Source organism: Salinicola salarius, from assembly GCF_002179555.1.
GTDB lineage: Bacteria > Pseudomonadota > Gammaproteobacteria > Pseudomonadales > Halomonadaceae > Salinicola > Salinicola salarius_A.
Genome location: NZ_NHOU01000005.1, coordinates 115,608 through 140,026, shown reverse-complemented (window position 1 = coordinate 140,026; position 24,419 = coordinate 115,608). Strand labels below are relative to the sequence as shown.

At 62.1% G+C, this 24,419-nt stretch carries 20 protein-coding genes and 2 tRNA genes; 21 read left to right on the top strand and 1 reads right to left on the bottom strand.

Features of this window, described 5'->3' with window-relative positions:
• Positions 1 to 8: 8 nt before the first annotated feature.
• The 4 genes from dapB (at position 9) to greA (ending at position 6,081) form a co-directional block, all read left to right on the top strand.
• Positions 9 to 818 carry a 4-hydroxy-tetrahydrodipicolinate reductase gene (gene dapB, locus CCD76_RS06045; RefSeq protein ID WP_087718618.1) on the top strand — a complete coding sequence of 270 codons (810 nt, stop codon included), beginning with the start codon at positions 9 to 11 and terminating at the stop codon, positions 816 to 818.
• A 325-nt stretch (positions 819 to 1,143) separates the two neighbouring features.
• Positions 1,144 to 2,298 (top strand): glutamine-hydrolyzing carbamoyl-phosphate synthase small subunit, encoded by a 1,155-nt coding sequence (gene carA, locus CCD76_RS06040; protein ID WP_087718617.1) that lies wholly within the window; start codon positions 1,144 to 1,146, stop codon positions 2,296 to 2,298.
• Between the two features lie 80 nt (positions 2,299 to 2,378).
• Positions 2,379 to 5,612 (top strand): carbamoyl-phosphate synthase large subunit, encoded by a 3,234-nt coding sequence (gene carB / locus CCD76_RS06035; RefSeq protein ID WP_087718616.1) that lies wholly within the window; start codon positions 2,379 to 2,381, stop codon positions 5,610 to 5,612.
• The gene (gene greA / locus CCD76_RS06030; protein WP_087718615.1) at positions 5,605 to 6,081 is read left to right on the top strand and encodes a transcription elongation factor GreA; all 477 of its coding nucleotides are present in this window, start codon (positions 5,605 to 5,607) and stop codon (positions 6,079 to 6,081) included. The genes carB and greA overlap by 8 nt, the downstream gene beginning before the upstream one ends.
• Before the next feature lie 140 nt (positions 6,082 to 6,221).
• On the opposite strand, the gene yhbY is transcribed toward greA, so the two are convergent.
• Positions 6,222 to 6,548: a ribosome assembly RNA-binding protein YhbY gene (gene yhbY, locus CCD76_RS06025; RefSeq protein WP_087718702.1), complete on the bottom strand. Its 327-nt coding sequence runs from the start codon at positions 6,546 to 6,548 to the stop codon at positions 6,222 to 6,224.
• A gap of 254 nt (positions 6,549 to 6,802) precedes the next feature.
• Between yhbY and rlmE the strand changes: the two genes are divergently transcribed.
• From rlmE to betC, 17 genes are all read left to right on the top strand, one after another.
• Complete coding sequence (gene rlmE, locus CCD76_RS06020; protein WP_087718614.1) at positions 6,803 to 7,480, top strand: 23S rRNA (uridine(2552)-2'-O)-methyltransferase RlmE; 678 nt, start codon at positions 6,803 to 6,805, stop codon at positions 7,478 to 7,480.
• A gap of 90 nt (positions 7,481 to 7,570) precedes the next feature.
• On the top strand, positions 7,571 to 9,538 hold the full coding sequence (gene ftsH / locus CCD76_RS06015) for an ATP-dependent zinc metalloprotease FtsH (RefSeq protein ID WP_087718613.1): 1,968 nt from the start codon (positions 7,571 to 7,573) through the stop codon (positions 9,536 to 9,538).
• A 132-nt stretch (positions 9,539 to 9,670) separates the two neighbouring features.
• Positions 9,671 to 10,552, top strand: a complete 882-nt coding sequence (gene folP / locus CCD76_RS06010) for a dihydropteroate synthase (RefSeq protein WP_256961138.1) — start codon at positions 9,671 to 9,673, stop codon at positions 10,550 to 10,552.
• Positions 10,549 to 11,934, top strand: a complete 1,386-nt coding sequence (gene glmM, locus CCD76_RS06005; RefSeq protein WP_087718611.1) for a phosphoglucosamine mutase — start codon at positions 10,549 to 10,551, stop codon at positions 11,932 to 11,934. Before folP ends, glmM begins: the two co-directional genes overlap by 4 nt.
• Positions 11,935 to 12,013: 79 nt before the next feature.
• Positions 12,014 to 12,760: a triose-phosphate isomerase gene (gene tpiA, locus CCD76_RS06000; RefSeq protein WP_087718610.1), complete on the top strand. Its 747-nt coding sequence runs from the start codon at positions 12,014 to 12,016 to the stop codon at positions 12,758 to 12,760.
• A 4-nt stretch (positions 12,761 to 12,764) separates the two neighbouring features.
• Positions 12,765 to 13,145, top strand: a complete 381-nt coding sequence (secG, locus tag CCD76_RS05995; RefSeq protein WP_087718609.1) for a preprotein translocase subunit SecG — start codon at positions 12,765 to 12,767, stop codon at positions 13,143 to 13,145.
• 85 nt (positions 13,146 to 13,230) lie between these two features.
• Positions 13,231 to 13,317: transfer RNA gene (locus CCD76_RS05990), tRNA-Leu, on the top strand.
• Between the two features lie 133 nt (positions 13,318 to 13,450).
• Positions 13,451 to 13,527 (top strand) — tRNA-Met (locus CCD76_RS05985).
• Between the two features lie 161 nt (positions 13,528 to 13,688).
• Positions 13,689 to 14,150 carry a ribosome maturation factor RimP gene (rimP, locus tag CCD76_RS05980; protein WP_087718608.1) on the top strand — a complete coding sequence of 154 codons (462 nt, stop codon included), beginning with the start codon at positions 13,689 to 13,691 and terminating at the stop codon, positions 14,148 to 14,150.
• A 106-nt stretch (positions 14,151 to 14,256) separates the two neighbouring features.
• Positions 14,257 to 15,750 carry a transcription termination factor NusA gene (nusA, locus tag CCD76_RS05975; RefSeq protein WP_087718607.1) on the top strand — a complete coding sequence of 498 codons (1,494 nt, stop codon included), beginning with the start codon at positions 14,257 to 14,259 and terminating at the stop codon, positions 15,748 to 15,750.
• Positions 15,751 to 15,777: 27 nt separating this feature from the next.
• Entirely contained in the window at positions 15,778 to 18,309 is a 2,532-nt protein-coding gene (infB, locus tag CCD76_RS05970) for a translation initiation factor IF-2 (RefSeq protein WP_071230936.1), read from the top strand.
• A gap of 67 nt (positions 18,310 to 18,376) precedes the next feature.
• Positions 18,377 to 18,814 (top strand): 30S ribosome-binding factor RbfA, encoded by a 438-nt coding sequence (gene rbfA / locus CCD76_RS05965; protein ID WP_087718606.1) that lies wholly within the window; start codon positions 18,377 to 18,379, stop codon positions 18,812 to 18,814.
• A complete protein-coding gene (truB, locus tag CCD76_RS05960) occupies positions 18,814 to 19,746 on the top strand; it encodes a tRNA pseudouridine(55) synthase TruB (RefSeq protein WP_087718605.1) in 933 nt (310 codons plus the stop codon). Before rbfA ends, truB begins: the two co-directional genes overlap by 1 nt.
• Positions 19,747 to 19,895: 149 nt before the next feature.
• Entirely contained in the window at positions 19,896 to 20,165 is a 270-nt protein-coding gene (rpsO, locus tag CCD76_RS05955; protein WP_071230933.1) for a 30S ribosomal protein S15, read from the top strand.
• Between the two features lie 199 nt (positions 20,166 to 20,364).
• Positions 20,365 to 21,798 carry an ethanolamine ammonia-lyase subunit EutB gene (locus tag CCD76_RS05950; protein ID WP_087718604.1) on the top strand — a complete coding sequence of 478 codons (1,434 nt, stop codon included), beginning with the start codon at positions 20,365 to 20,367 and terminating at the stop codon, positions 21,796 to 21,798.
• Complete coding sequence (eutC, locus tag CCD76_RS05945) at positions 21,795 to 22,610, top strand: ethanolamine ammonia-lyase subunit EutC (protein WP_087718603.1); 816 nt, start codon at positions 21,795 to 21,797, stop codon at positions 22,608 to 22,610. The genes CCD76_RS05950 and eutC overlap by 4 nt, the downstream gene beginning before the upstream one ends.
• Before the next feature lie 125 nt (positions 22,611 to 22,735).
• Positions 22,736 to 24,250, top strand: a complete 1,515-nt coding sequence (gene betC, locus CCD76_RS05940) for a choline-sulfatase (protein WP_087718602.1) — start codon at positions 22,736 to 22,738, stop codon at positions 24,248 to 24,250.
• Positions 24,251 to 24,419: the final 169 nt, after the last annotated feature.

Genomic DNA, 24,419 nt, shown 5'->3' with positions numbered 1-24,419 from the left:
GAGGAAGCATGACGCGGATTGCGATCATGGGAGCGGCCGGACGGATGGGGCGCATCTTGCTGGAAGCCACGCACAATAGCGAAGCCGCGCAACTGGGAGCGGCGATCGTGCGTCCCGATAGTTCGCTCCTCGGATGCGATGCCGGTGAGATGGCTGGGCTCGGCAAGCTGGGCGTCGCCTTGCGGGGATCGCTGGATGAAGTCAGGGAGGAATTCGATGTCCTGATCGACTTTTCCACCCCGGCCTTGACCCTCGACAACCTCGCCTGGTGCGCCGACAACGGCAAGGCGATCGTGATCGGCACGACGGGGCTCGACGAAGCCCAGCTGAAGACGCTGGACAGCCATGCCGACCGGCTTCCGATGGTGTTCGCGGCCAACATGAGTACGGGCATCAACCTGACAGTGAACCTGCTCAAGACCGCGGCCAGGGCGCTGGGGGATGCCGGCTACGATATCGAAGTGATCGAGGCGCATCATCGTCACAAGGTCGATGCGCCCTCCGGCACGGCGCTGATGCTGGGCGAGGCGGTGGCCGAGCCGCTGGGACGTGACCTGAAGACCCACGGAGTATTCCAGCGCGTCGGCCAGATCGGCCCGCGCGATCCCAAGGAGATCGGCTTTGCCACGGTGCGCGGTGGCGATATCGTCGGCGAGCATACGGTGCTGTTTGCCGCCGAAGGCGAGCGCATCGAGATTACCCACAAGGCCTCGAGCCGCCTGACCTTCGGCAACGGCGCGGTCAGGGCGGCAGTCTGGCTGGCCGAGCGAGCCGCTGGACGTTACGACATGCAGGACGTGCTGGGATTGAAAGCGTAGCGTTATCGAACGGCCAGGTGCGAACGTCTGGGCGCCGGGGAAGCGCCGTTCAAGGCATCATTGGGTCGAATTGCGTTCGGTACTGGAGCCGGGCGTTGGTTTCCGGTATCATTTCGCCAATTTGGCCGGGCCAGAGCCGCAGGCAATAGAGATTCGCCGCAGATGATGCAGCAGTCAGGACAATAAGCGGGATGAAATCGGTTTTCCGGATTTCGTCCCGCTTTTTTACGACCTTGCGGCGGCTCGCTCGACCAATGCACGAAGCAGGGGCGTGATGCTAGACCTCGACGTAATGTGTTGATGACCAGTTAAGGAGGATGTTGCCTTGAACAGACCCGCGATACTGGCTCTCGAAGACGGCAGTGTGTTTTACGGTACTGCGATCGGAGCTGATGGACAAACTAGCGGGGAGGTGGTCTTCAATACCGCCATGACCGGTTATCAGGAAATCCTCACCGATCCCTCCTACACCCGCCAGATCGTTACGTTGACCTACCCGCATATTGGCAATACCGGCGTCAATCTCGAAGACGTCGAATCGGATCGCATCTGTGCGGCCGGTTTGGTGATTCGGGACCTGCCGCTGATCGCCAGCAATTTCCGCAGCACGATGTCGCTTTCCGAGTATCTGACCGCGCAGAACGTCGTCGGCATCGCCGACATTGATACCCGCCGCCTGACGCGCATTCTGCGCAACAAGGGTTCGCTGAATGGTGCGATTCTGGCCGGTGATGCCGCCCAAGGCGATGACGCCGTCGAGCGGGCGCTGGCGGCGGCTCGCGACTTCCCGGGGCTCAAGGGGATGGACCTGGCCAAGGAGGTCTCGTGCGAGTCCACCTATGAATGGACTGAGGGCGAATGGACGCTGGGCCAGGGTTACGCCGATACCGCCAGCGGTGAGCGGCCTTATCACGTGGTCGCCTACGACTACGGGATCAAGCACAACATCCTGCGCATGCTCGCCTCTCGCGGCTGCCGCCTGACCGTCGTGCCGGCCCAGACGCCGGCCAGCGAGGTGCTGGCGATGAACCCGGACGGCGTCTTCCTGGCCAACGGCCCGGGCGACCCCGAGCCCTGCGACTACGCGATCAGCGCGATCCGGGACGTGCTTGAGACGGATATCCCGGTCTTCGGTATCTGCCTGGGTCATCAACTGCTGGCGCTGGCCGCCGGTGCCAGGACGGTGAAGATGAATCACGGTCACCATGGCGCCAACCATCCGGTCCAGGATCTCGATAGCGGCCAAGTGATGATCACCAGTCAGAACCATGGCTTTGCGGTGGACGAAACCAGCCTGCCCGGAAACGTGCGCGCCATTCATCGGTCGCTGTTCGACGGCACGCTGCAGGGCATCGAACTGACCGATCGTCCGGCGTTCAGCTTCCAGGGCCATCCGGAAGCAAGCCCGGGGCCTCAGGATGTCTCGCCACTGTTCGATCGCTTCGTGACGATGATGCAGCGTCGTCAGCAAGCCGCTTGAGTCAGCAGCGGCGGTTTGGAATTCAGTCTATCGGGTCGGCGCCAGCCGCCGACACCCTCATTTTCGACGAGTGTTAGCGCATGCCAAAACGTACGGATCTCGACAGCATTCTGATCATCGGCGCCGGCCCCATCGTTATCGGGCAGGCGTGCGAATTCGACTACTCCGGGGCCCAGGCCTGCAAGGCACTGCGTGAAGAGGGCTACCGCGTCATCCTGGTCAACTCCAATCCGGCGACCATCATGACCGATCCGGTGATGGCCGATGCCACCTACATCGAGCCGATCACCTGGCAGGCGGTGGAGCAGATCATCGAGAAGGAGCGCCCGTCGGCGATCCTGCCGACCATGGGCGGGCAGACCGCGCTCAACTGTGCGCTGGAGCTCGACAAGCACGGCGTGCTCGAGAAGTACGGCGTGGAGATGATCGGTGCCAACGCCGATGCCATCAACAAGGCCGAAGATCGCGACCTGTTCGACAAGGCGATGAAGAACATCGGGCTCGAGTGCCCCAAGGCCAAGGTCGCCCATACCATGGACGAGGCCTGGGAAATCCAGGCTTCGCTCGGCTTCCCGGTAATCATCCGCCCCTCCTACACCATGGGCGGCTCCGGCGGCGGCGTGGCCTACAACAAGGAAGAGTTCGAAGAGATCTGCGATCGCGGCTTCGAGCTTTCCAACAACCATGAGCTGCTGATCGACGAGTCGCTGCTGGGTTGGAAGGAGTACGAGATGGAGGTCGTTCGCGACAAGAACGATAACTGCATCATCGTCTGTGCGATCGAGAACTTCGACCCGATGGGCGTGCATACCGGCGACTCCATCACCGTCGCGCCAGCGCAGACGCTGACCGACAAGGAGTACCAGATCATGCGCAACGCATCCCTTGCGGTGCTGCGCGAGATTGGCGTCGAAACCGGTGGCTCCAACGTGCAGTTCGGTGTCGATCCGGACACCGGGCGCATGGTCGTGATCGAGATGAATCCGCGTGTGTCGCGCTCCTCGGCACTGGCCTCCAAGGCGACCGGTTTCCCGATCGCCAAGATCGCCGCCAAGCTGGCGGTGGGCTATACCCTGGACGAGCTCCAGAACGACATCACCGGCGGCGCCACGCCGGCCTCCTTCGAGCCGTCGATCGACTATGTCGTCACCAAGATTCCGCGCTTTACCTTCGAGAAGTTCCCGCAAGCCAATGATCGCCTGACCACGCAGATGAAGTCGGTCGGCGAGGTGATGGCGATCGGCCGGACCTTCCAGGAGTCGATGCACAAGGCGCTGCGCGGCCTGGAAATCGGCGTCGACGGGCTCGATCCGAAGATCACCGACTTCAATGCCGAGAACATGGCGCTGATCAAGGGCGAGCTTCAGGCTGCCGGTGCCGATCGGATCTTCTATATCGCCGACGCCATGCGCAGCGGCATGAGCGTCGACGAAGTCTTCGCGCTCACCAATATCGACCGCTGGTTCCTGGTCCAGCTCGAGGATCTGGTGCTGGCCGAGGCAGCCGTCGCCAAGCGCTCGCTGCACGACTTGAGCGCCGACGATCTCTACCGTCTCAAGCGCAAGGGCTTCTCCGACGCGCGTCTGGCATCGCTGCTGGGCGTCTCCGAGAGCGAGTTCCGCCAGCGGCGTCAGCAGCTCGACATTCGCCCGGTCTACAAACGGGTCGACACCTGCGCGGCGGAGTTCGCTTCCGATACCGCCTACATGTACTCCACCTACGAGGAGGAGTGCGAGGCGGAGGTCAGCGATCGTCAGAAGATCATGGTGCTGGGCGGCGGTCCCAACCGGATCGGCCAGGGGATCGAGTTCGACTACTGCTGCGTGCATGCGGCGCTGGCCATGCGTGAAGACGGTTACGAGACCATCATGGTCAACTGTAATCCTGAAACCGTCTCCACCGACTACGACACCTCGGATCGCCTCTATTTCGAGCCGGTGACGCTGGAAGACGTGCTCGAGATCGCCGACAAGGAGAAGCCGGTCGGAGTGATCGTGCAGTTCGGCGGCCAGACCCCGCTGAAGCTGGCGCGTGCGCTGGAGGCAGCCGGCGTACCGATCATCGGCACCACGCCGGATGCCATCGACCGCGCCGAAGACCGCGAACGTTTCCAGAAGATGATCGACAAGCTGGGCCTCAAGCAGCCGCCCAACGCGACCGCGCGCAGCTTCGAGGATGCCTTTGCCAAGGCCGAGAAGATCGGCTATCCGCTGGTCGTTCGTCCGAGCTACGTGCTCGGCGGCCGCGCCATGGAGATCGTCTATACCGCCGAAGAGCTCGAGCGCTACATGACCCACGCGGTCAAGGTCTCCAACGATTCGCCGGTACTGCTGGATCATTTCCTCAATGCGGCGATCGAGATCGACATCGACGCGGTCAGCGACGGCGAGCAGGTGGTGATCGGCGGCATCATGCAGCACATCGAGCAGGCCGGCGTGCACTCCGGCGACTCCGCCTGTTCGCTGCCGCCGTACTCGTTGCCCGCCGAGGTGCAGGACGAGATGCGCGAGCAGGTCAAGCGCATGGCGGTCGAGCTCAACGTGGTCGGGCTGATGAACGTGCAGCTGGCCTGGCAGGATGGCGAGATCTACATCATCGAGGTCAACCCGCGCGCCTCGCGCACCGTGCCGTTCGTCTCCAAGTGTATCGGCACGTCGCTGGCGCAGATCGCGGCGCGCTGCATGGCTGGCAAGACGCTGGCCGAGCAGCAATTCACCCGCGAGATCATTCCGGGGTATTTCAGCGTCAAGGAAGCGGTGTTCCCGTTCAACAAGTTCCCGGGTGTCGATCCGATCCTGTCGCCGGAAATGAAGTCGACTGGCGAGGTGATGGGCAGTGGTGCGACCTTCGCCGAGGCCTTCTACAAGGCCCAGCTGGGCGCAGGCGAAGCGATTCCCAGGCTGACCGGCGAGCGCCAGGCATTTCTCTCTGTGCGCGACCCGGACAAGCAAGGTGTTATCGAGGTAGCGCAATCTCTGCTAGCCTTGGGCTTCAGTTTAGTGGCAACGCGTGGCACGGCCAGGGCTCTGGAAGAGGCTGGTCTGTCCGTTGCTGTCGTCAACAAGGTTTTTGAAGGCCGTCCGCATATCGTCGATCTGCTCAAGAACGACGAAATCGCCTATATCGTGAATACCACGGAAGGCCGCCAGGCGATCAATGATTCCTCGGTCATCCGGCGCACTGCGCTGGCCCGCAAGGTGCCCTATGCCACGACGCTGGCGGGGGCGCGGGCCGTTTGCATGGCACTGGAGTATGGCAACGAGATCACGGTGCGGCGGCTGCAGGAACAGCACGCAGGAGTAGTTCATGAATAAGGTCCCGATGACCGTCCACGGCGAGCAGGCCTTGCGCCAGGAGTTGGAGCAACTGAAAGGCGTCGAACGCCCGCGAGTGATCAGTGACATTGCGGAAGCCCGGGAACACGGCGATCTCAAGGAGAACGCCGAGTATCACGCTGCCCGCGAGCAGCAAGGGTTCATCGAGGGGCGTATTCAAGAGATCGAGGGCAAGCTGTCGTCGGCGCAGGTCATCGACGTGACCAAGATGCCGAAGACCGGCAAGGTAATCTTCGGCGTTACCGTCGAACTGCTCAATCTCGAGACCGACGAAGAGGTGTGCTACCGGATCGTCGGCGAGGACGAGGCCGATATCAAGGCCGGCAAGATTTCGGTCACCTCGCCCATCGCACGAGCGCTGATCGGCAAGCAGGAAGGCGACGTGGTCAACGTTCGCACGCCAGGTGGCGACGTGGAATACGAAATTTCCAGCGTCGAGCATCTCTAAGCTACGAGCTACGGGCTACGGGCTACGACTGCGCCGGCTTCGGGGCGCTAAACGGCAGCTACGAGCCAAAAAAACCGCGACGATGTCGCGGTTTTTTGTATGGAGCGGTCAATGCCTATTTCGCGGCTTGCGGCCCGGCTTCAGTGCCGCCCGTGATGGTCTTCGGCGCGCTGGATGTTGGAAAGCTTGGGATTGACGTTGGGGTTGTGGCGATAGAGCAGTGCCACTTTTCCCAGCGTCTGGACCAGTTCCGCGCCGGAAAGCTCGACCAGTTCCTCGACCATGGCCTGGCGCTCCTCGCGCTCGGGAATCGCCAGCTTGACCTTGATCAGTTCGTGGTCGCGTAGCGCGCGCTCGAGTTCCTGCTGGGCACCTTCGCTCAATCCGTTTTCACTGACGGTGACGATCGGCTGCAAGTGGTGGCCGATGCTGCGGAAGGCTTTCTTTTGTGCGGATGATAGGCTCATGATAGTCTGACCGTTGAACTTCGCGATAATTGTCAGCGGTGCTGCAATCGGTCTCACCACCGCACTGTCGAAACGCGTCATGGTACGGGTTTCGGCCGCAACAGGAAAGATGTCGTCGATTCAGAAGGCGTGTCCGAAGGTGGCAGGAATGCCTCGGAGGGCATGAAAACAAGCGCCATCGGCTCTTTCGCTTCGGGCTTCGAGCCTCGCATCTCCGCTATACGTACTTTGACTATTCTTTCAGGTGATCATCAGTGGCGCGCTCTTCCGGTTCAGGCCCCAAATCCAGCTCCGACAAGACCGGTTCCTCGACCCGGCAGAGCAAAAGCAGCGCTGGCTGGTTGAAGGAGCATTTCGATGATCGCTACGTGCAGCAGTCATGGAAGGACGGTTATCGTTCGCGTGCAAGCTATAAGTTGCTGGAACTGGACGAGCGTGACAAGTTATTGCGCACTGGCATGACGGTGATCGATCTGGGGGCCGCCCCTGGCGGCTGGAGCCAGATTGCCGCGGAGAAGGTTGGCAGCGACGGCCTGGTGATCGCCTCCGACATCCTGGAAATGGATGCGCTGGCGGGCGTCAGCTTCGTACACGGTGACTTTACCGAAGAGAGCGTGCTGGAATCGATTCTGGCAGAGCTGGGCGGTCGCCCCGTCGATCTGGTGCTTTCCGACATGGCGCCGAACATGAGCGGCATGGCGGCGATCGACCAGCCACAGGCGATGTATCTGGTCGAGCTGGCGCTCGATCTCGCGAAACAGACGTTGTCGCCCGGCGGCCATTTTCTGGCCAAGGTATTTCAGGGCGAAGGATTCGATGACTACCTGCGTGATCTGCGAGGCAGCTTCCGCAAGGTGGTAACGCGCAAGCCGGAGGCATCACGGGCCCGTTCTCGCGAAGTCTATCTGCTGGCGCAAGGATTTCAGGGCTAGGCTTGCAAGCGTGGTTGAACGCCCCCATCTGGTGTAGTGTCAGATCACGGCAAGCGCAGGCAGCAAGATTCGTACTACGAGGGTGGTGTCTTGAACGACATGGCGAAGAATTTAATTCTCTGGTTGGTCATCGCGGCTGTGCTGCTGACGGTGTTCAACAACTTTAGCGTCGATAGCTCGCCGCAGACGACGAGCTATTCGCAGTTCGTGCAGCAGGTCCAGAACGACCAGGTGCGTAGCGTGACCATTGATGGCTACACCATCAATGGCGAGCGCAGGGACGGCACGCAGTTCCAGACGATCCGCCCGGCGGCGCAGGATCCCAAGCTGATGGACGATCTGCTGGCGCATGACGTCACCGTCGTCGGCCAGAAGCCAGAAGAACAGAGCCTGTGGACGCGCTTGCTGATTGCCAGCTTCCCGATCCTGCTGATTCTAGGCATCTTCGTCTTCTTCATGCGCCAGATGCAGGGTGGCGGCAGCGGCCGAGGCGGCCCGATGAGCTTCGGCAAGTCGAAAGCCAAGCTGCTGAGCCAGGATCAGATCAAGTCTACTTTTGCCGACGTTGCGGGCTGTGACGAAGCCAAGGAAGAGGTCGTCGAACTGGTCGACTTCCTCAAGGATCCGTCGAAGTTCCAGCGCCTGGGCGGTCAGATTCCCCGCGGCGTGTTGATGGTGGGGCCGCCGGGTACGGGTAAGACGTTATTGGCCAAAGCGATCGCCGGCGAGGCCAAGGTACCGTTCTTCAGCATCTCCGGCTCGGACTTCGTCGAGATGTTCGTCGGCGTGGGTGCATCCCGTGTTCGTGACATGTTCGAGCAGGCCAAGAAGCAGGCCCCATGCATCATCTTCATCGACGAAATCGACGCTGTCGGCCGCCATCGTGGCTCCGGCATGGGTGGCGGTCACGATGAGCGCGAGCAGACGCTGAACCAGCTGCTGGTCGAGATGGACGGTTTCGAAGCCAATGACGGCATCATCGTCATCGCGGCGACCAACCGTCCGGACGTGCTGGACCCGGCACTGCTGCGCCCCGGCCGCTTCGACCGTCAGGTCACCGTGCCGCTTCCCGACATTCGGGGACGTGAACATATCCTCAACGTTCACCTGCGCAAGGTGCCGATGGGTGACGGCGTGCAGGCGAGCATCATTGCCCGTGGTACGCCGGGTTTCTCCGGTGCCGACCTGGCCAACCTGGTCAACGAGGCAGCGCTGTTCGCGGCTCGCCGCAACCGCCGCACCGTGGGCATGGAAGAGCTGGAGCTGGCCAAGGACAAGATCATGATGGGCGCCGAGCGCCGGTCCATGGTCATGTCGGAGAAGGATAAGCTGAACACCGCTTATCACGAGTCCGGGCACGCCATCATCGGCCTGGTCATGCCGGAGCACGATCCGGTCTACAAGGTCACCATCATCCCGCGTGGCCGAGCGCTGGGCGTCACCATGTTCCTCCCCGAGGAAGATCGTTACAGCTACTCGCGGCAGCAGATCATCAGTCAGCTTTGTTCCCTGTTCGGCGGCCGTATCGCGGAAGAGATGACGCTGGGGCCGAATGGCGTGACCACCGGCGCTTCCAACGACATCAAGCGTGCTACCGAGCTGGCGCACAGCATGGTCGCCAAGTGGGGTCTGTCCGAAGAGATGGGGCCGTTGATGTACGACGAGGACGAGTCTCATCAGTTCCTCGGCGGGCCGGGCCAGGGCGGCGGCAAGCTGACCTCCGGCGAGACATCGACCCGTCTCGACAAGGAAGTGCGTCGCATCATCGACGAGTGCTACGCGATGGCGCGCAAGATCCTCGAGGACAACCGCGACAAGCTCGACTTGATGGCAGAAGCGCTGATGCAGTACGAGACCATCGATGCCGCGCAGCTCAAGGACATCATGGAAGGTCGTAAACCGCGTCCGCCGAAGGATTGGGGCGACGACGGACCGACTTCGGGTTCCGGCCGTCCTGTCGACGATCCGGAGCCACAGCCGAGCGGTGAAGGCACGCCGGATGACGAGTCGGGGAATCGGCGGCCCTCGGATCCGCTAGGCGGGTCATCGGGGCTATAATGTGATCCGATGATGAAATGAAATGGCAGATTTGCAGCGGGGCGTCAGAAATGACGCCCCGCTGTATTTCGGCCGGTTGCGTAGCCCTCTCGGCCTGCCTAGAGTGAACGCTTTTGTGAGCGACGGACTTCAATGACAGATTCGGTACCCACCAGCGCCCGATTGCGCTGTGGTCAACATCATCTCGACCTTTCACGCCCCTGCGTCATGGGCATTCTCAATGTGACCCCGGATTCATTTTCGGATGGTGGTCGACACGACCGGCTGGATGATGCCCGTCGTCATGCCGAACGTCTGCTGCGAGAAGGCGCTGCCATCATCGACGTCGGCGGCGAGTCGACACGGCCGGGGGCCGAGCCGGTGACGCTGGAAACCGAACGGGAGCGCGTGTTGCCCGTGGTCGAGATGCTGGTGTCGGAGTTCGATGCGCTGGTCTCGGTCGACACCAGTGCGCCCGAACTGATGCGGGAAGTCGCCGAAGCCGGTGCCGGCATGATCAATGACGTGCGCTCGCTGACGCGCCCAGGCGCGCTCGAGGCGGCGGCGGACACTGGTCTGCCCGTGTGTCTGATGCACATGCTGGGAAAGCCGCAGACGATGCAGCAGGCGCCGCACTACGATCGCCCCGTCGAAGCGGCCGTCGCCGATTTCCTGCGCGAGCGTATCGCGGTTTGCGAGGCGGCGGGCATCGCGCGGGAGCGGCTGCTGCTGGACCCGGGTTTCGGCTTTGCCAAGACGCTGGAGCACAACCTGCGGTTGCTCAATCGCATGGATGCGCTGGAAGCGCTGGGACTGCCGTTGCTCGTGGGAATGTCGCGCAAGAGCATGATCGGACAGGTACTGGAGCGCCCCGTCGATCAGCGCTTGCCTGGCGGGCTGGCGTTGAGCGTGATGGCGGTCGAGCGGGGCGCTAGAATCATCAGAGTGCATGATGTTGCGCCCACGGTCGATGCCATCAATATGGCTTGGGCAGTACTTCAGGAACGACCAGCTTCAGGAGCGAGGCGATCATGAGTAGACGTTATTTCGGTACCGACGGGATTCGCGGCACCGTTGGAGAGTATCCCATCACCGCCGACTTCATGCTGAAGCTGGGCTGGGCCATGGGCCGAGTGCTGGCGCGCAAACTGAGCAGCCATCAGGCTCGGCAGAAGTCCGCCCAGTCGACGCGGCCCAAGGTGATCATCGGTAAGGACACGCGCATTTCCGGGTACATGTTCGAATCGGCGCTGGAAGCGGGGCTTTCGGCTGCCGGGGCCGATGTCTCGTTGCTCGGGCCGATGCCGACACCGGGCATTGCCTATCTGACACGCACGTTCCGAGCCGATGCCGGGATCGTGATTTCGGCATCGCATAATCCCTATCAGGATAACGGCATCAAGTTTTTCTCGGCGGAAGGGCTGAAGCTCGCCGACGAGGTCGAGACCGAGATCGAGAACGAGCTCGACAAGCCGCTGGAGACCATGGCGCCGAACCAGCTCGGCAAGGCGGTCCGTATCAATGACGCCGCCGGACGCTACATCGAGTTCTGCAAGTCCACGGTTCACAATCGCCTCGAGCTGCACGGTTTGCGAATCGTGCTGGACTGCGCCCATGGCGCGACCTATCACATCGCACCCAACGTCTTTCGCGAGCTCGGTGCCGATGTCAGCGTGATCGGCGGCGAGCCCGACGGTCTCAACATCAATCAGAACGTGGGCTCGACGCATACCGAACGCTTGAGCGAGGCGGTTCTGGCGCGCCAGGCCGACCTGGGTATCGCGTTCGACGGCGATGGCGATCGCGTCCTGATGATCGATCGGCACGGAAAGCTGGTAGACGGCGACGAGATCCTCTATATCATCGCTCGTGACCTGCACGCTCGCGGTAAATTGAATGGCGGCGTCGTGGGCACGCTCATGACCAATTTCGGCCTGGCGGCAGCCTTCGAGAAGCAGGGGATTCCCTTCGAGCGGGCCAAGGTGGGGGATCGTTATGTCGTCGAACGTCTGCTCGCCAACGACTGGCTGCTGGGAGGCGAGGCCTCCGGTCATATCGTCTGCCGCAACGTGCAGACCACTGGCGACGGTATCGTTTCCGCGCTGCAGGTGCTGGCAGTGATGGTGCGGGAAGAGGTGCCGCTGGAGCAGTTGCTGGAAGGCTTCGAAAAGGCACCGCAGTCGCTGGTCAATGTGCGCCTGCCTAGTGGTACCGACGCCAAGGCGCTACTGGAGAGTCGAGCGCTGAGCCAGGCGGTAAATGCCGTCGAAGAGGAGTTGGGCGATAGCGGCCGGGTGCTGCTGCGCCCCTCGGGTACCGAGCCATTGATTCGCGTCATGGTGGAGGGGCGGCCCCGCTTCGACGTCCAGGCCATGGCGCAGCGAATTGCCGATAGTGTCGAAACTCTGATTGCCTGAGCCGACCAGATAGCCGAGAGCACTTGTTGTCTTGCTGTCAAGGCTCTTATACCATACCGCACCACCGACGGGAGGTCGCATGCGCAAGCCGCTGATCGCGGGTAACTGGAAGATGAACGGCTCGGCAGAACTGGTCGAGACGTTTGGTCGAGCATTCGCCGAAATCGATCTGATGTCAGTCGATGTGGCGATTCATCCGCCGTTTCCCTATCTCGATGCCGCGCGCCAGGCGTTTGCGGCTACGCCCCTCAAGCTCGGGGCGCAGACGTTGAATCCGTTGGATTCCGGGGCGCGTACCGGTGAAGTCAGCGGGCAGATGCTCGCCGAGTTCGGCGTAGAGTACGTGCTGGTCGGCCACTCCGAGCGTCGCCAGCTCTATCACGAAAGTGATGAACAGGTTTACGAGCGCGTGATAGCGGCGCTCGGCGCGGGCCTCAAACCGATTCTCTGCGTGGGCGAAACCCTCGAAGAGCGTGATGCTGGCCTATCCGAGGATGTCGTGTTGCGGCAGGTGGGCTACGTCATGGCCCGGCTTGAGCCTGGGCAGCGCCAGCAGATGACGATCGCCTACGAGCCCGTCTGGGCCATCGGCACCGGGCGCACGGCGACGCCAGAGCAGGCTCAGCAGATGATGGCTGCGATACGCGGCTATCAGGCCGGTTTCGATCGTGAACTGGCCGATGCATTGCGTCTGCTCTATGGCGGCAGCATGAATGCGGGTAACGCCCAGGAGTTGCTCGCGCAGCAAGATATCGACGGCGGCCTGATCGGCGGTGCGTCGCTCAAGGTCGACGATTTCACAGCGATTTGTCAGTCAGCAGGTTGATTTCATGCAGATAGCGATTTTGTTGGTTCACGTTCTGGCCGCCATTGCATTGGTGGTACTGGTCCTGCTGCAGCAGGGCAAGGGTGCCGAGGCCGGTGCAGCTTTTGGTGGCGGGTCCTCGCAGACCGTCTTCGGGTCACGCGGCAGTGGCGGGTTCCTGTCCAAGCTGACCGGCGGTCTGGCAGCGCTGTTTTTCGTCACTTCATTGGGGTTGGCCTATTTCGCGACCAACGCCAGTAGCGCTCCGCAGAGCGGTATTCCCGATGCGCAAGTGATCGAACAGCAACATAATGGCGCGCCGACCCTTGACGACGGCGACCAAAGCAGGAATAATGCTGCGCCAGCACTTGAGGAAGGTGGCGGTCAGGAATCGTCAAATCCTTGAGTGCAAAGGAAAATTCACAAGCTTCGATGAAGCGATTGAAAGCAGTGAATTTAGTGTAGCGCTTAGGTGCTGCACGCCCCCTGATGCCGAAGTGGTGGAATTGGTAGACACGCTATCTTGAGGGGGTAGTGACCTTACGGTCGTGCGGGTTCAAGTCCCGCCTTCGGCACCATCGTCAAGTCTTCCGGTCGAACTGACTCGGACCTCTGAACGATACCAAGACGATTCTTGCGAAAAGAATCAGGCGATATCGCGACCTTCCTTGACCCATCTCAAGGTCGTTTCTATAATCGCCAACCTGATGTTGCGGGGTGGAGCAGTCTGGTAGCTCGTCGGGCTCATAACCCGAAGGTCGTCGGTTCAAATCCGGCCCCCGCTACCAAGTTTTTATGAAAGGCCCCTTCCTGAGAAGGGGCTTTTTGTTAGCGGCTTTGTCGACTTTCAACATTGCCTGCTGACGTCATTGCCAGTCAGCCACCTAGCACCTTGCATTTCTCTCAACTCCCGGTCAGGTGCCTGATGCAACTGCTGTAGGAGTCGTTTGTGGTCACCAAGGACGCAGCACTGTATGCGATCATCGAGCCGGTGGTAACTGCCATGGGCTTTGAGTTGTGGGGCCTCGACTATCTGGCTCAGGGCAAGCATTCCAAGCTGATGATCTACATCGACAGCCCTAACGGGATCTCGGTTGACGATTGCGCCGGCGTCAGCCGCCAGGTCAGTAGTGTCATGGATGTCGAAGATCCGATCTCGGGCAACTACAACCTGGAAGTTTCTTCTCCAGGACTCGATCGCCCACTTTACACGCTCGATCATTTTTCGCGCTTCAGCGGTCATGTGGTGCAGCTCAAGTTGCGCACGGCATTCGACGGTCGACGCAAATTCCAGGGGCGTCTGGCCGGAATCGATGGCGACGAAGTGCTGCTGCATATCGACTCGGAAGAGTACTGCTTTCCGATAGAAAGCATCGATCAGGCTCGTGTCGTCCCGCAGTTCGACGATTGATTCGACCACCTATCATTTGGTGACCCAGTTATTCGTGGCTGACTCAGGATTCGACACCGATTCAGTTATTCGAGATCAAGAACCGGTTTTTCGGCGAGGCATAGGCATGAGCAAAGAGATACTGCTGGTCGTTGACGCCATCTCCAACGAGAAGAGCGTGCCCCGAGATGTCATTTTCGAGGCTGTCGAAGCGGCGTTGGCCAGCGCGTCGCGCAAGCGTTTCGAAGGTCAGGACGTCAGTATTCGCGTCCAGATTGATCGCCGCACCGGCGAGTACGATACTTTCCGTCGCTGGGTCGTGGTCGAGGACGAAGAGTACCTCAGCGAAGATCGTGAAATTCCGCTCTCCGAGGCAGAAAAGCGCGAGCCGCCGCTGGCGGTGGGCGATGTCGTCGAAGAACAGATCGAATCGGTGGCTTTCGGGCGCATCGCGGCGCAGACCGCCAAGCAGGTCATCGTGCAGAAGGTGCGCGAAGCCGAGCGTGCCCAGATCGTCAGGCATTACGCCGAGCGAGAAGGCGAACTGGTCGCGGGTATCGTCAAGAAAACGACACGTGACGGCCTGATCATCGACCTCGGCGAGAACGCAGAGGGCTTTTTGCCGCGGGGCGAGATGATTCCCGGCGAGCGCTACCGCATGAACGAGCGGGTACGGGCCCTGTTGTGGAAAGTCGATGCGGAAGCGCGCGGTTCCCAGCTCATCCTGTCCCGGACCAAACCGGGCATGCTGGTCGAGCTTTTCAAGATCGAAGTGCCGGAAATTGCCGAACAGCTGATCGAGATCAAGGGGGCCGCCCGCGATCCGGGGGCGCGCGCCAAGATCGCGGTCAAGACCAATGACAGGCGCATCGACCCGGTCGGTGCCTGTGTCGGCATGCGTGGTTCACGCGTGCAGGCGGTATCCAACGAGCTGCGTAACGAGCGCGTGGATATCATTTTATGGGACGACAACCCTGCGCAGTTGGTGATCAACGCCATGGCGCCGGCGGAAGTCGCTTCTATTCTCGTCGATGAAGATGCCCATTCGATGGACGTCGCCGTCGGCGAAGACAACCTCGCTCAGGCCATCGGTCGTAGCGGCCAGAACGTCAGACTCGCCAGCGAGTTGACGGGGTGGACGCTCAACGTGATGACCGTTGACGAAGCCGAGGGCAAACGCGAGCAGGAAGTCGACAGCCTGGTCGAATATTTCATCAACCATCTCGAGATCGACGAAGACGTCGCCCGTATCCTGGTCGAGGAAGGGTTCACGACGATCGAAGAGCTGGCCTACGTGCCGCTCGAAGAGATGCTGGAGATCGAAGAGTTCGATGAGGATCTGGTCGAGGAACTTCGTGCAAGAGCCAAGGATGAGCTTCTCAACTTGGCCATCGCAACGGAAGAGCAATTGGATGGCGCTCAGCCCGCCGAAGACCTTCTCACGATGGACGGCATGGACCGCCACCTGGCTTTCATTCTTGCCAGCCGTGGCATCGTCACCATGGAGGACCTCGCAGAACAGTCCATCGAGGATCTGAAGGATATCGACGACGTGGACGAGGAGCGCGCAGCGGCACTGATCATGACTGCCCGTGCGCCTTGGTTTCAGAGCGAAGAGTAACGTGGTCACGGGTTCAGGAGGGTCGTAATGTCAGACATGACCGTAAAAGAGTTTGCCGGCAAGGTGGGACGCGATGTGTCCCGCCTGCTTGAACAGATGAAGGATGCGGGTCTGCCGCATCAGAAGGAAAGCGACGCCGTCTCCGAAGAGGACAAGCAGCGTCTGCTCGATCACCTGACCAAGAGTCACGGTGGGGGACGCGGTCCGCGTAACCGCATCACCTTGACGCGCAACACCCGCAGCAAGATCCGCTCGGGCGATCGCGGCAAGACCATTGAAGTGCAGGTGCGCAAGAAGCGTACCTATGTCAAGCGGGAAGAACCGGCCGAAGAAGCGCCGGTCGAAGAGACTGGTCCGCGTCAGTTGGTTGGCGACATGGCCGATCAGGCGCAACAGCAGGCCGCCGAGCAGGCCAGTGCCCAGGCTGCGGCGGCGAGCGAAGCGGCTCAGAATCAGACCGCAGGTCAGGAAAGCTCCAACAAGGCTGCCGCGCCGGCGCCTCAGCCCCAGGCACCCGGGGATGACATTCCCGATGAGCCGCAGGTCGAGGATGACGAGCCGACTTCCAACAGTCAGCCGTTCGTCGAGCCGCCGCCCAAGGAGCCGCGCACCGAAAATCGTCGCGCCCATCCGAAGAAGGACAAGGAGCGTGATCAGGGTCGCCGTGGGCGCCGTGATGACGACGACGACCGTTCCGAGCGTCGCCGTGGCGGCGGGGCCAAGAAGGTCAAGCGTGCCGAGCGTCGCGGTAGCCGTCGTGGTCGTGGCGACAACCAGCACGGCTTCCAGAAGCCGACCCAGCCGATCGTGCGTGAAGTCGCGCTGCCGGAATCGATCAGCGTTGCCGAACTGGCCGACAAGATGTCGATCAAGGCCAACGAAGTGATCAAGGCCATGTTCAGCATGGGTGCGGCGGTGACCATCAACCAGACCATCGATCAGGATACTGCCGCGATCGTGGTCGAGGAGATGGGTCACAAGCCGAAGCTGGTCAAGGAAGATGCGCTCGAGACCGAAGTGCTCGAAGGCATCTCCTACGAAGGTGACGAAATCACCCGCTCGCCGGTCGTCACCGTCATGGGTCACGTCGACCACGGCAAGACCTCGCTGCTCGACTTCATCCGTCGCACCAAGGTCGCGACTGGCGAAGCCGGCGGTATCACCCAGCATATCGGTGCCTACCACGTCGAAGGCGAACATGGTGGCGTCACCTTCCTGGATACGCCGGGTCACGCAGCGTTTACCGCCATGCGTGCTCGTGGTGCCCAGGCGACCGACGTCGTCATCCTGGTGGTGGCCGCCGACGACGGTGTCATGCCGCAGACGATCGAGGCGATCGAGCATGCCAAGGCTGCCGGCGTACAGCTGGTCGTCGCGATCAACAAGATCGACAAGGAAGGTGCCGACCTCGACCGGATTCGCAACGAGCTGTCACAGCACGGCGTGATCTCCGAAGAGTGGGGCGGCGACACCCAGTTCGTTCCGGTCTCGGCGAAGACCGGCGAAGGCATCGATCAACTGCTGGAATCGGTGCTGCTGGTCTCCGAAGTGCTCGAGCTCAAGGCCGTGCCGGAAGCGCCGGGTAAAGGCGTGGTGGTCGAGTCTCGCCTCGACAAGGGTCGCGGTCCGGTTGCCACCGTGCTGGTCCAGAACGGCACGCTCAAGCGTGGCGACATCGTCCTTGCCGGCCTGCACTACGGCCGTGTGCGGGCGCTGACCAACGAACTCGGCAAGCAGGTCGAGTCGGTGGGGCCGTCCATGCCGGTCGAGATCCAGGGTCTCGACGGCACGCCGGAAGCCGGTGAAGACTTCATGGTTCTGGCCGACGAGAAGAAGGCGCGTGAAATCGCCAACTTCCGTCAGGGAAAATACCGCGAAGTTCGTCTGGCGCGACAGCAGAAGGCCAAGCTGGAGAACATGTTCAGCCAGATGGGCCAGGACGAAGTGGCCAAGGTCAATGTCGTCCTCAAGGCCGACGTCCAGGGTTCGCTCGAGGCGATTCGTGGCGCGCTGGAAGAACTCTCCACCGACGAAGTTCAGGTGGCGGTCGTCTCTTCCGGGGTCGGCGGTATCACCGGTACCGACGCCAACCTGGCGCTGGCCAGTGAGGCGATTCTGGTCGGCTTCAACGTCCGTGCCGACGCCTCCGCGCGGGAAATCGTCGAGCGTGAAGGGCTGGATCTGCGCTACTACAGCGTCATCTACCAGCTGATCGACGAGGTCAAGCAGGCCATGAGCGGCATGCTGGCGCCGGAGTGGAAAGAAGAGATCGTCGGTGTCGCCGAAGTGCGCGACGTGTTCAAGGCGCCGAAGATCGGTGCCATCGCTGGCTGTATGGTCATCGAGGGCTCCGTCCACCGCAACAAGAAGATCCGCGTCCTGCGCGACAACGTGGTCATCTATGAAGGCGAGCTGGAATCCCTGCGTCGCTTCAAGGATGACGTCAACGAAGTCCGTAACGGCATGGAGTGCGGTATCGGCGTCAAGAACTACAACGACGTTCAGGTCGGCGACAAGATCGAGGTCTTCGACCAGGTCAAGGTCGAGCGTACCCTGTAAGTGACAGGATCCCGCGGGGGCCCAGGTTTTTATGAACCAGGCGCCTGCGGAATCTCGAGAGGCAACGATGCGCGAATTCAAACGAACCGATCGGGTCGCCGACCAGCTGCAGCAGGAGCTGGCCGTACTGATCCAGCGTGAGATCAAGGATCCGCGTCTGGGGATGGTCACGGTCAGCTCGGTCACGGTCAGTCGGGATCTCGGCTATGCCGATATCTACGTGACGCTGCTGGGCGAGAACGATCCGGCTCGGGTCAAGGAAAACCTGGCCGTGCTCAAGCGGGCTGCCGGCTTTCTGCGTTCGCAGATCGCGCGCCGCATCAAGCTTCGTCACGTACCCGAGCTGCGTTTTCACTACGACGAGAGCGTGGTGCGCGGGCACAAGCTGTCGGCATTGATCGATGAAGCCGTCGCCAGCAACCGCCCGCAGGAGAATGACGAAGCGGCGCCGCAGGATGGAGCGCAGGAAAGCGATCCTCGAAAAGAGGATGGAGAGCCACGCTGATGGCGCGCCGTCGCAAGGGGTTGCCCATCAACGGCGTGCTGCTGCTCGACAAGCCCAAGGGCGTGTCGAGCAACCATGCGCTCCAGCGTGCCCGGCGGCTGTTTCAGGCGCGCAAGGCGGGTCATACCGGGACGCTGGACCCGATGGCGACCGGGCTGTTGCCGGTCTGCCTGGGCGAGGCGACCAAGTTCTCCGCCCATCTGCTCGAAGCCGACAAGGTCTACCGCACCCGGATCCAGTTCGGTGCAGTGACCGATACCGGAGACGCCGAAGGCGAAGTGGTGGAGCGTCGTCCGTTGCCCGAGACGCTGGATCGTGACGCCGTCGAAGCCGTGCTCGAACGCTTTCGCGGCGAGATCGAGCAGGTGCCGCCGATGTACTCGGCACTCAAGCACCAGGGCCGCAAGCTCTACGAGCTCGCGCGCCAGGGGGAAACGGTAACGCGTGCGCCCAGGCGCGTGACGATATATGATATGCGCCCGCTCGAGTGGGAGTCCGATGGTATCTGGTTGCAGGTTCGCTGCAGCAAGGGCACCTACATACGGACGCTGGCCGAGGATATCGGCGCAGCACTCGGTTTCGGCGCGCATATCACGGCGTTGGAGCGCCTGGAAACGGGCCCCTTCGACAGTCGAGCGCGGCTCTCTTTCGAGACGCTCGAGGCGATGAGCGACGAAGAGCGGCTGGCGCAGCTGTTGCCGGTCGATGTCATGCTCGAGCATCTGCCGACGCTCAGCGTGGCGGAGACGGTGGCCCAGCGCTTGCTGCTGGGTCAGCGGGTATCGGTAGCGGATACCGAGCTGACGCCGGGCACGACGGCAAGATTGTATCGCGACGAATCCTTTCTGGGATTGGTCGAACTGACCGCACCGGGGGAAGTCATTCCCCGGCGTCTGGTCGACACGGCAGCTTTGAATGCGGTTCAAGCCTGAGCCGGGATCGAGACCCGACAGGTGAAGCCGATCGATCTGTCAGCATCGATTCGATGCACCCGTCCCCGTGACGGTCAACCGGGAGGCTGCAAATATGCGTGGTCTCCGACATTCATCATTCAGGCATATTGCTTGCTGGAGAGTTTTTCATGGCATTGACTGCTGAAAAGAAAGCCGAGATCGTCAAAGAGTTCGGTCAGGGCGAAAGCGACACCGGTTCCCCGGAAGTCCAGGTTGCACTGCTGAGCGCCAACATCGACGGTCTGCAGAGCCACTTCAAGGATCACAAGCAGGATCACCACTCCCGTCGTGGTCTGATCCGCATGGTCAACCAGCGCCGTAAGCTGCTGGACTACCTCAAGGGCAAGGACTTCGATCGCTATCAGTCGCTGATCAAGAAGCTCGGCCTGCGTCGCTAAATCGCTCGGCCGCCGAATCCGGCGGCTCATGCATCCGCGACAACCGATGGCCTCGTGCCGTTGGTGACAAAAGCCCTACCGATCCGTTCGGCAGGGCTTTTTCTTTGTCTGGAACTCCGCATTTCCTGTCGCGCGCGAAGTCTCGCTCATGGCATAAACTGAGACGACCGTATAAAGACAACGATTACGGGGTTTCTCCATGGCCGAACATGCAATCGACATCGGCGGTCGTCGCTACCGCTTCGACAGCCTCGGCGCGTTGATGGCCGCCGCTTCACCGCGCCGTTCCGGCGACGAGCTGGCCGGCATCGCGGCTACCAGCGCGGAAGAGCGGGTCGCCGCCCAGATGGCGCTGGCGGAACTGCCATTGACCACCTTTCTGGAAGAGCCGCTGATTCCCTACGAGGAAGATGAGGTCACGCGGCTGATTCTCGATCGTCATGATCGTGCCGCGTTCGCGCCGGTTGCCTCGCTGAGCGTCGGCGAATTCCGCAACTGGCTGCTTTCCGAGCAGGCCGATGGTGAATCGCTGAAGGCGCTGGCCCCCGGTCTGACGCCGGAAATGGTTGCTGCGGTCTCCAAGCTGATGCGCGTACAGGATCTGGTGCTGGCGGCGCGCAAGTGCCGGGTGGTCACGCGCTTTCGCAGCACGATCGGCCTGCCCGAAAGACTCTCGACGCGGCTGCAGCCCAACCATCCCACCGATGACGCCTCCGGTATTGCAGCCAGCATTCTCGATGGCCTGCTCTACGCCAGCGGCGACGCGGTGATCGGCATCAATCCGGCGACCGACAACACCGCCACCGTGGTGACGCTATTGAAGATGCTCGACGAGATCATCGCGCGTTACGAGATTCCGACCCAGAGCTGCGTGCTCGCGCACGTTACCACGGCCATCGAGGCGATCGAGCGCGGCGCGCCGACCGATCTGATATTCCAGTCGATCGCCGGCACCGAAGCCGCCAACCGTGGCTTCGGCATCGATCTCGCGCTGCTGCGGGAAGGGCGCGAGGCGGCGTTGTCGCTCAATCGTGGTGGCTTGGACAGCAACGGCCTGGGCAATAACGTGATGTACTTCGAGACCGGCCAGGGCAGCGCGCTCTCCGCCAATGCCCACCACGGAATCGATCAGCAGACGCTGGAAGCGCGCGCCTACGCGGTGGCGCGGGAATTCGAGCCGCTGCTGGTCAATACCGTGGTCGGCTTCATCGGCCCCGAATATCTGTTCGACGGCAAGCAGATCATTCGCGCCGGGCTGGAGGATCACTTCTGCGGCAAGCTGCTCGGCGTGCCGATGGGCTGCGATATCTGCTACACCAACCATGCCGAAGCCGATCAGGACGACATGGACATGCTGCTCACCTTGCTGGGAGCGGCGGGCTGCAACTACATCATGGGCATTCCCGGCTCCGACGACATCATGCTCAACTACCAGACCACCTCGTTTCATGACGCCCTCTATCTGCGCCAGGTTCTCGGGCTGCGTCCGGCGCCGGAGTTCGAGGCCTGGCTGGAGAGCAGCGGGATCTATCATCACGACCGCGGCATCGCCTTCGAGCACGAGTTGCCGCCACGCTTTCGGGGCGTGCTGGCACGAATGCCGACGGAAGCGCTCGGCAAGGGGACAACATGAGCGATCCCGGCGATTCATCGAAGTTGACCGTCACCAATCCCTGGCAGCGGCTACGCGAGCTGACCGACGCCCGGATCGGATTGGGTCGAGCCGGCGGCAGCCTGCCCACGGCGGCGCAGCTGGCGTTCCAGCTGGATCACGCCCGCGCCCGGGATGCCGTCCACATGGCGCTGGATACCGAACGCCTGATGCCGGCGCTGGATGCGCGCTTTCCGTTGGCGCTGCGGCTTCACAGCCGTGTCGCCGACCGTGACGAATACCTGCGTCGGCCGGATCTCGGGCGGCAGCTGTGCGAGGAAGCCGAGCGGGAGCTGGCCGGGCTCGAACCGGCGCCCTGCGACGTCTCGATCTGCGTGGTCGACGGTCTCTCCGCCCGGGCGATTCACGAGCAGGCGATCCCGTTCCTCGATGCCGCGCTGGCGGAGATCGAACGACTCGGGCTGTCGCCGGGGCCAGTCGCGCTGGTCGAGCAGGGGCGGGTCGCGATCGGTGACCCCATCGGCGAAGCGTTGGGCGCCCGCATGAGCGTGGTGCTGATCGGCGAGCGCCCCGGTCTCAGCTCGCCGGACAGTCTCGGGCTCTATTTTACCTGGGCACCCCGGTCGGGCCGGCGCGACAGCGAGCGCAACTGTATCTCCAACATTCGCCCGCGCGGCTTGTCTTGTGCCAACGCCGCCAGGCTGCTTGGCTACCTGATGCGCCAGGCCCAGGTGCTGGGCGCCTCCGGCGTCGCGCTGAAAGACGATAGCGAGGTCGAGTCCCGACTCGGCGACGGTCGGCAAGGCAACTTCCTGCTGCCACCCGAGACGTAGCCCGATAAAAGCCCAAGCCTGCCTTGGCCTCAGGCGTCGAATTGATCGTTTGCGCTAATCCATGCGTGGCGCGCAAGCTGAGAGCGTATCTCGAACGCCCAATACAACGACGCAGGGGAGGGAGCATGACGCGACCGAATATTCTGGTGCTGATGGCGGATCAGGTGAACGGCACGCTGTTCAAGGATGGGCCGGCGGACTTTCTGCACGCGCCCAACCTGAAGAAGCTGGCCAGGCGCGCGGTCAATTTCAACAACACCTACACGCCGAGCTACCTGTGCGCGCCGGGGCGGGCGGCCTTCATGTCCGGTCAGCTGCCCTCGCGTACCGGCGTCTACGACAACGCCGCCGAATTTCGCTCCGCCGTGCCGACCTGGGCGCACCACCTGCGTCGCGCCGGCTACTCCACCTGTCTCTCGGGCAAGATGCACTTCGTGGGTCCGGATCAGTTGCACGGCTTCGAGACCCGGCTGACCACCGATGTCTATCCTGCCGACTTCGGCTGGACGCCGGACTACCGCAAGCCGGGCGAGCGCATCGACTGGTGGTATCACAACCTGGGATCGGTCACCGGCGCCGGCGTGGCCGAGATCTCCAACCAGATGGAGTACGACGACGAAGTCGCCTTTCATGCCGAACAGAAACTGTTCGATCTCTCCCGCGGGCACGATTCGCGGCCGTGGGCGATGTGCGTGAGCTTCACCCACCCGCACGACCCGTATGTGGCGCGGCGCAAGTTCTGGGATCTCTACGAGGATTGCGAGCATCTCGAGCCGGAGCAGGACGTGGTGCCGTTCGACGAGCTCGATCCGCACAGCCAGCGGATCTTCGAAGCCAACGACTACACCAAGTTCGACATTCAGCCGGAAGACGTACGTCGGGCGCGGCGGGGGTATTTCGCCAATATCTCCTACATCGACGACAAGGTCGGCTCGATTCTGGACGTGCTCGAGCGCACCCGAATGCTCGACAACACCATCATCGTGGTGACGTCGGATCACGGCGACATGATTGGCGAGAAGGGGCTGTGGTTCAAGATGAGCCCGTTCGAAGGCTCGTCGCGCGTACCGTTGATGATCGCCGCGCCGGGGCTGGAGCCGCGCTCGGTGGAGGCGCCGGTTTCGACCATCGATATCAACGCCACACTGGCCGATCTGGTGGGGATCGATCTCTCCGAAGTCGAACCCTGGACCGATGGCGAGTCGCTGCTTCCCCTGGCCCGCGGCGGCACGCGCGAGGCGCCGGTCTACATGGAGTACGCCGCCGAGGGCACGCAGGCGCCGCTGGTCACGATTCGCGAAGGAAAGTGGAAGTTCAACCACTGCGAGATCGACCCGCCGCAGCTGTTCGATCTCGAGGCCGATCCGCACGAGACCCGCAATCTGGCCCAAGACCCGGACTACGCCGAAATACTGGCGGAATTCCAGGCCAAGGTTCGCGCACGCTGGGACATGCAGCGCTTCGATGCCGAGGTCCGTGAAAGCCAGGCGCAGCGGCTGGTCGTCTACGAAGCGCTGCGCAACGGTCACTACTATCCGTGGGATCACCAGCCGTTGCAGGACGCCTCCCAGCGCTACATGCGCAACCATATGGATCTCAACATCGTCGAGGAGTCACAGCGCTTCCCGCGTGGCGAGTGACATCGCGGCCGCCGGCCGGTCACGGCGTGAATCATTTCGCCCGCGGCATATGAGCGGGCGCTGCATCTGCGTATAATCTGATACGAACGTCCAAACCGTCTGCACCAGACGAACGTTCAGGACGAAGGTCGGGCTCGCCTCGGCTTTCGTCGTTCTATTCATCCCGTCG

What these genes read in the sequence shown, in the direction of transcription:
- dapB (WP_087718618.1), top strand. Translation starts at nt 9, where the DNA reads ATGACGCGGATTGCGATCATGGGAGCGGCCGGACGGATGGGGCGCATC.
- carB (WP_087718616.1), top strand. Translation starts at nt 2,379, where the DNA reads ATGCCAAAACGTACGGATCTCGACAGCATTCTGATCATCGGCGCCGGC.
- greA (WP_087718615.1), top strand. Translation starts at nt 5,605, where the DNA reads ATGAATAAGGTCCCGATGACCGTCCACGGCGAGCAGGCCTTGCGCCAG.
- yhbY (WP_087718702.1), bottom strand. Translation starts at nt 6,548, where the DNA reads ATGAGCCTATCATCCGCACAAAAGAAAGCCTTCCGCAGCATCGGCCAC.
- folP (WP_256961138.1), top strand. Translation starts at nt 9,671, where the DNA reads ATGACAGATTCGGTACCCACCAGCGCCCGATTGCGCTGTGGTCAACAT.
- glmM (WP_087718611.1), top strand. Translation starts at nt 10,549, where the DNA reads ATGAGTAGACGTTATTTCGGTACCGACGGGATTCGCGGCACCGTTGGA.
- tpiA (WP_087718610.1), top strand. Translation starts at nt 12,014, where the DNA reads ATGCGCAAGCCGCTGATCGCGGGTAACTGGAAGATGAACGGCTCGGCA.
- secG (WP_087718609.1), top strand. Translation starts at nt 12,765, where the DNA reads ATGCAGATAGCGATTTTGTTGGTTCACGTTCTGGCCGCCATTGCATTG.
- nusA (WP_087718607.1), top strand. Translation starts at nt 14,257, where the DNA reads ATGAGCAAAGAGATACTGCTGGTCGTTGACGCCATCTCCAACGAGAAG.
- infB (WP_071230936.1), top strand. Translation starts at nt 15,778, where the DNA reads ATGTCAGACATGACCGTAAAAGAGTTTGCCGGCAAGGTGGGACGCGAT.
- rbfA (WP_087718606.1), top strand. Translation starts at nt 18,377, where the DNA reads ATGCGCGAATTCAAACGAACCGATCGGGTCGCCGACCAGCTGCAGCAG.
- truB (WP_087718605.1), top strand. Translation starts at nt 18,814, where the DNA reads ATGGCGCGCCGTCGCAAGGGGTTGCCCATCAACGGCGTGCTGCTGCTC.
- rpsO (WP_071230933.1), top strand. Translation starts at nt 19,896, where the DNA reads ATGGCATTGACTGCTGAAAAGAAAGCCGAGATCGTCAAAGAGTTCGGT.
- CCD76_RS05950 (WP_087718604.1), top strand. Translation starts at nt 20,365, where the DNA reads ATGGCCGAACATGCAATCGACATCGGCGGTCGTCGCTACCGCTTCGAC.
- eutC (WP_087718603.1), top strand. Translation starts at nt 21,795, where the DNA reads ATGAGCGATCCCGGCGATTCATCGAAGTTGACCGTCACCAATCCCTGG.
- betC (WP_087718602.1), top strand. Translation starts at nt 22,736, where the DNA reads ATGACGCGACCGAATATTCTGGTGCTGATGGCGGATCAGGTGAACGGC.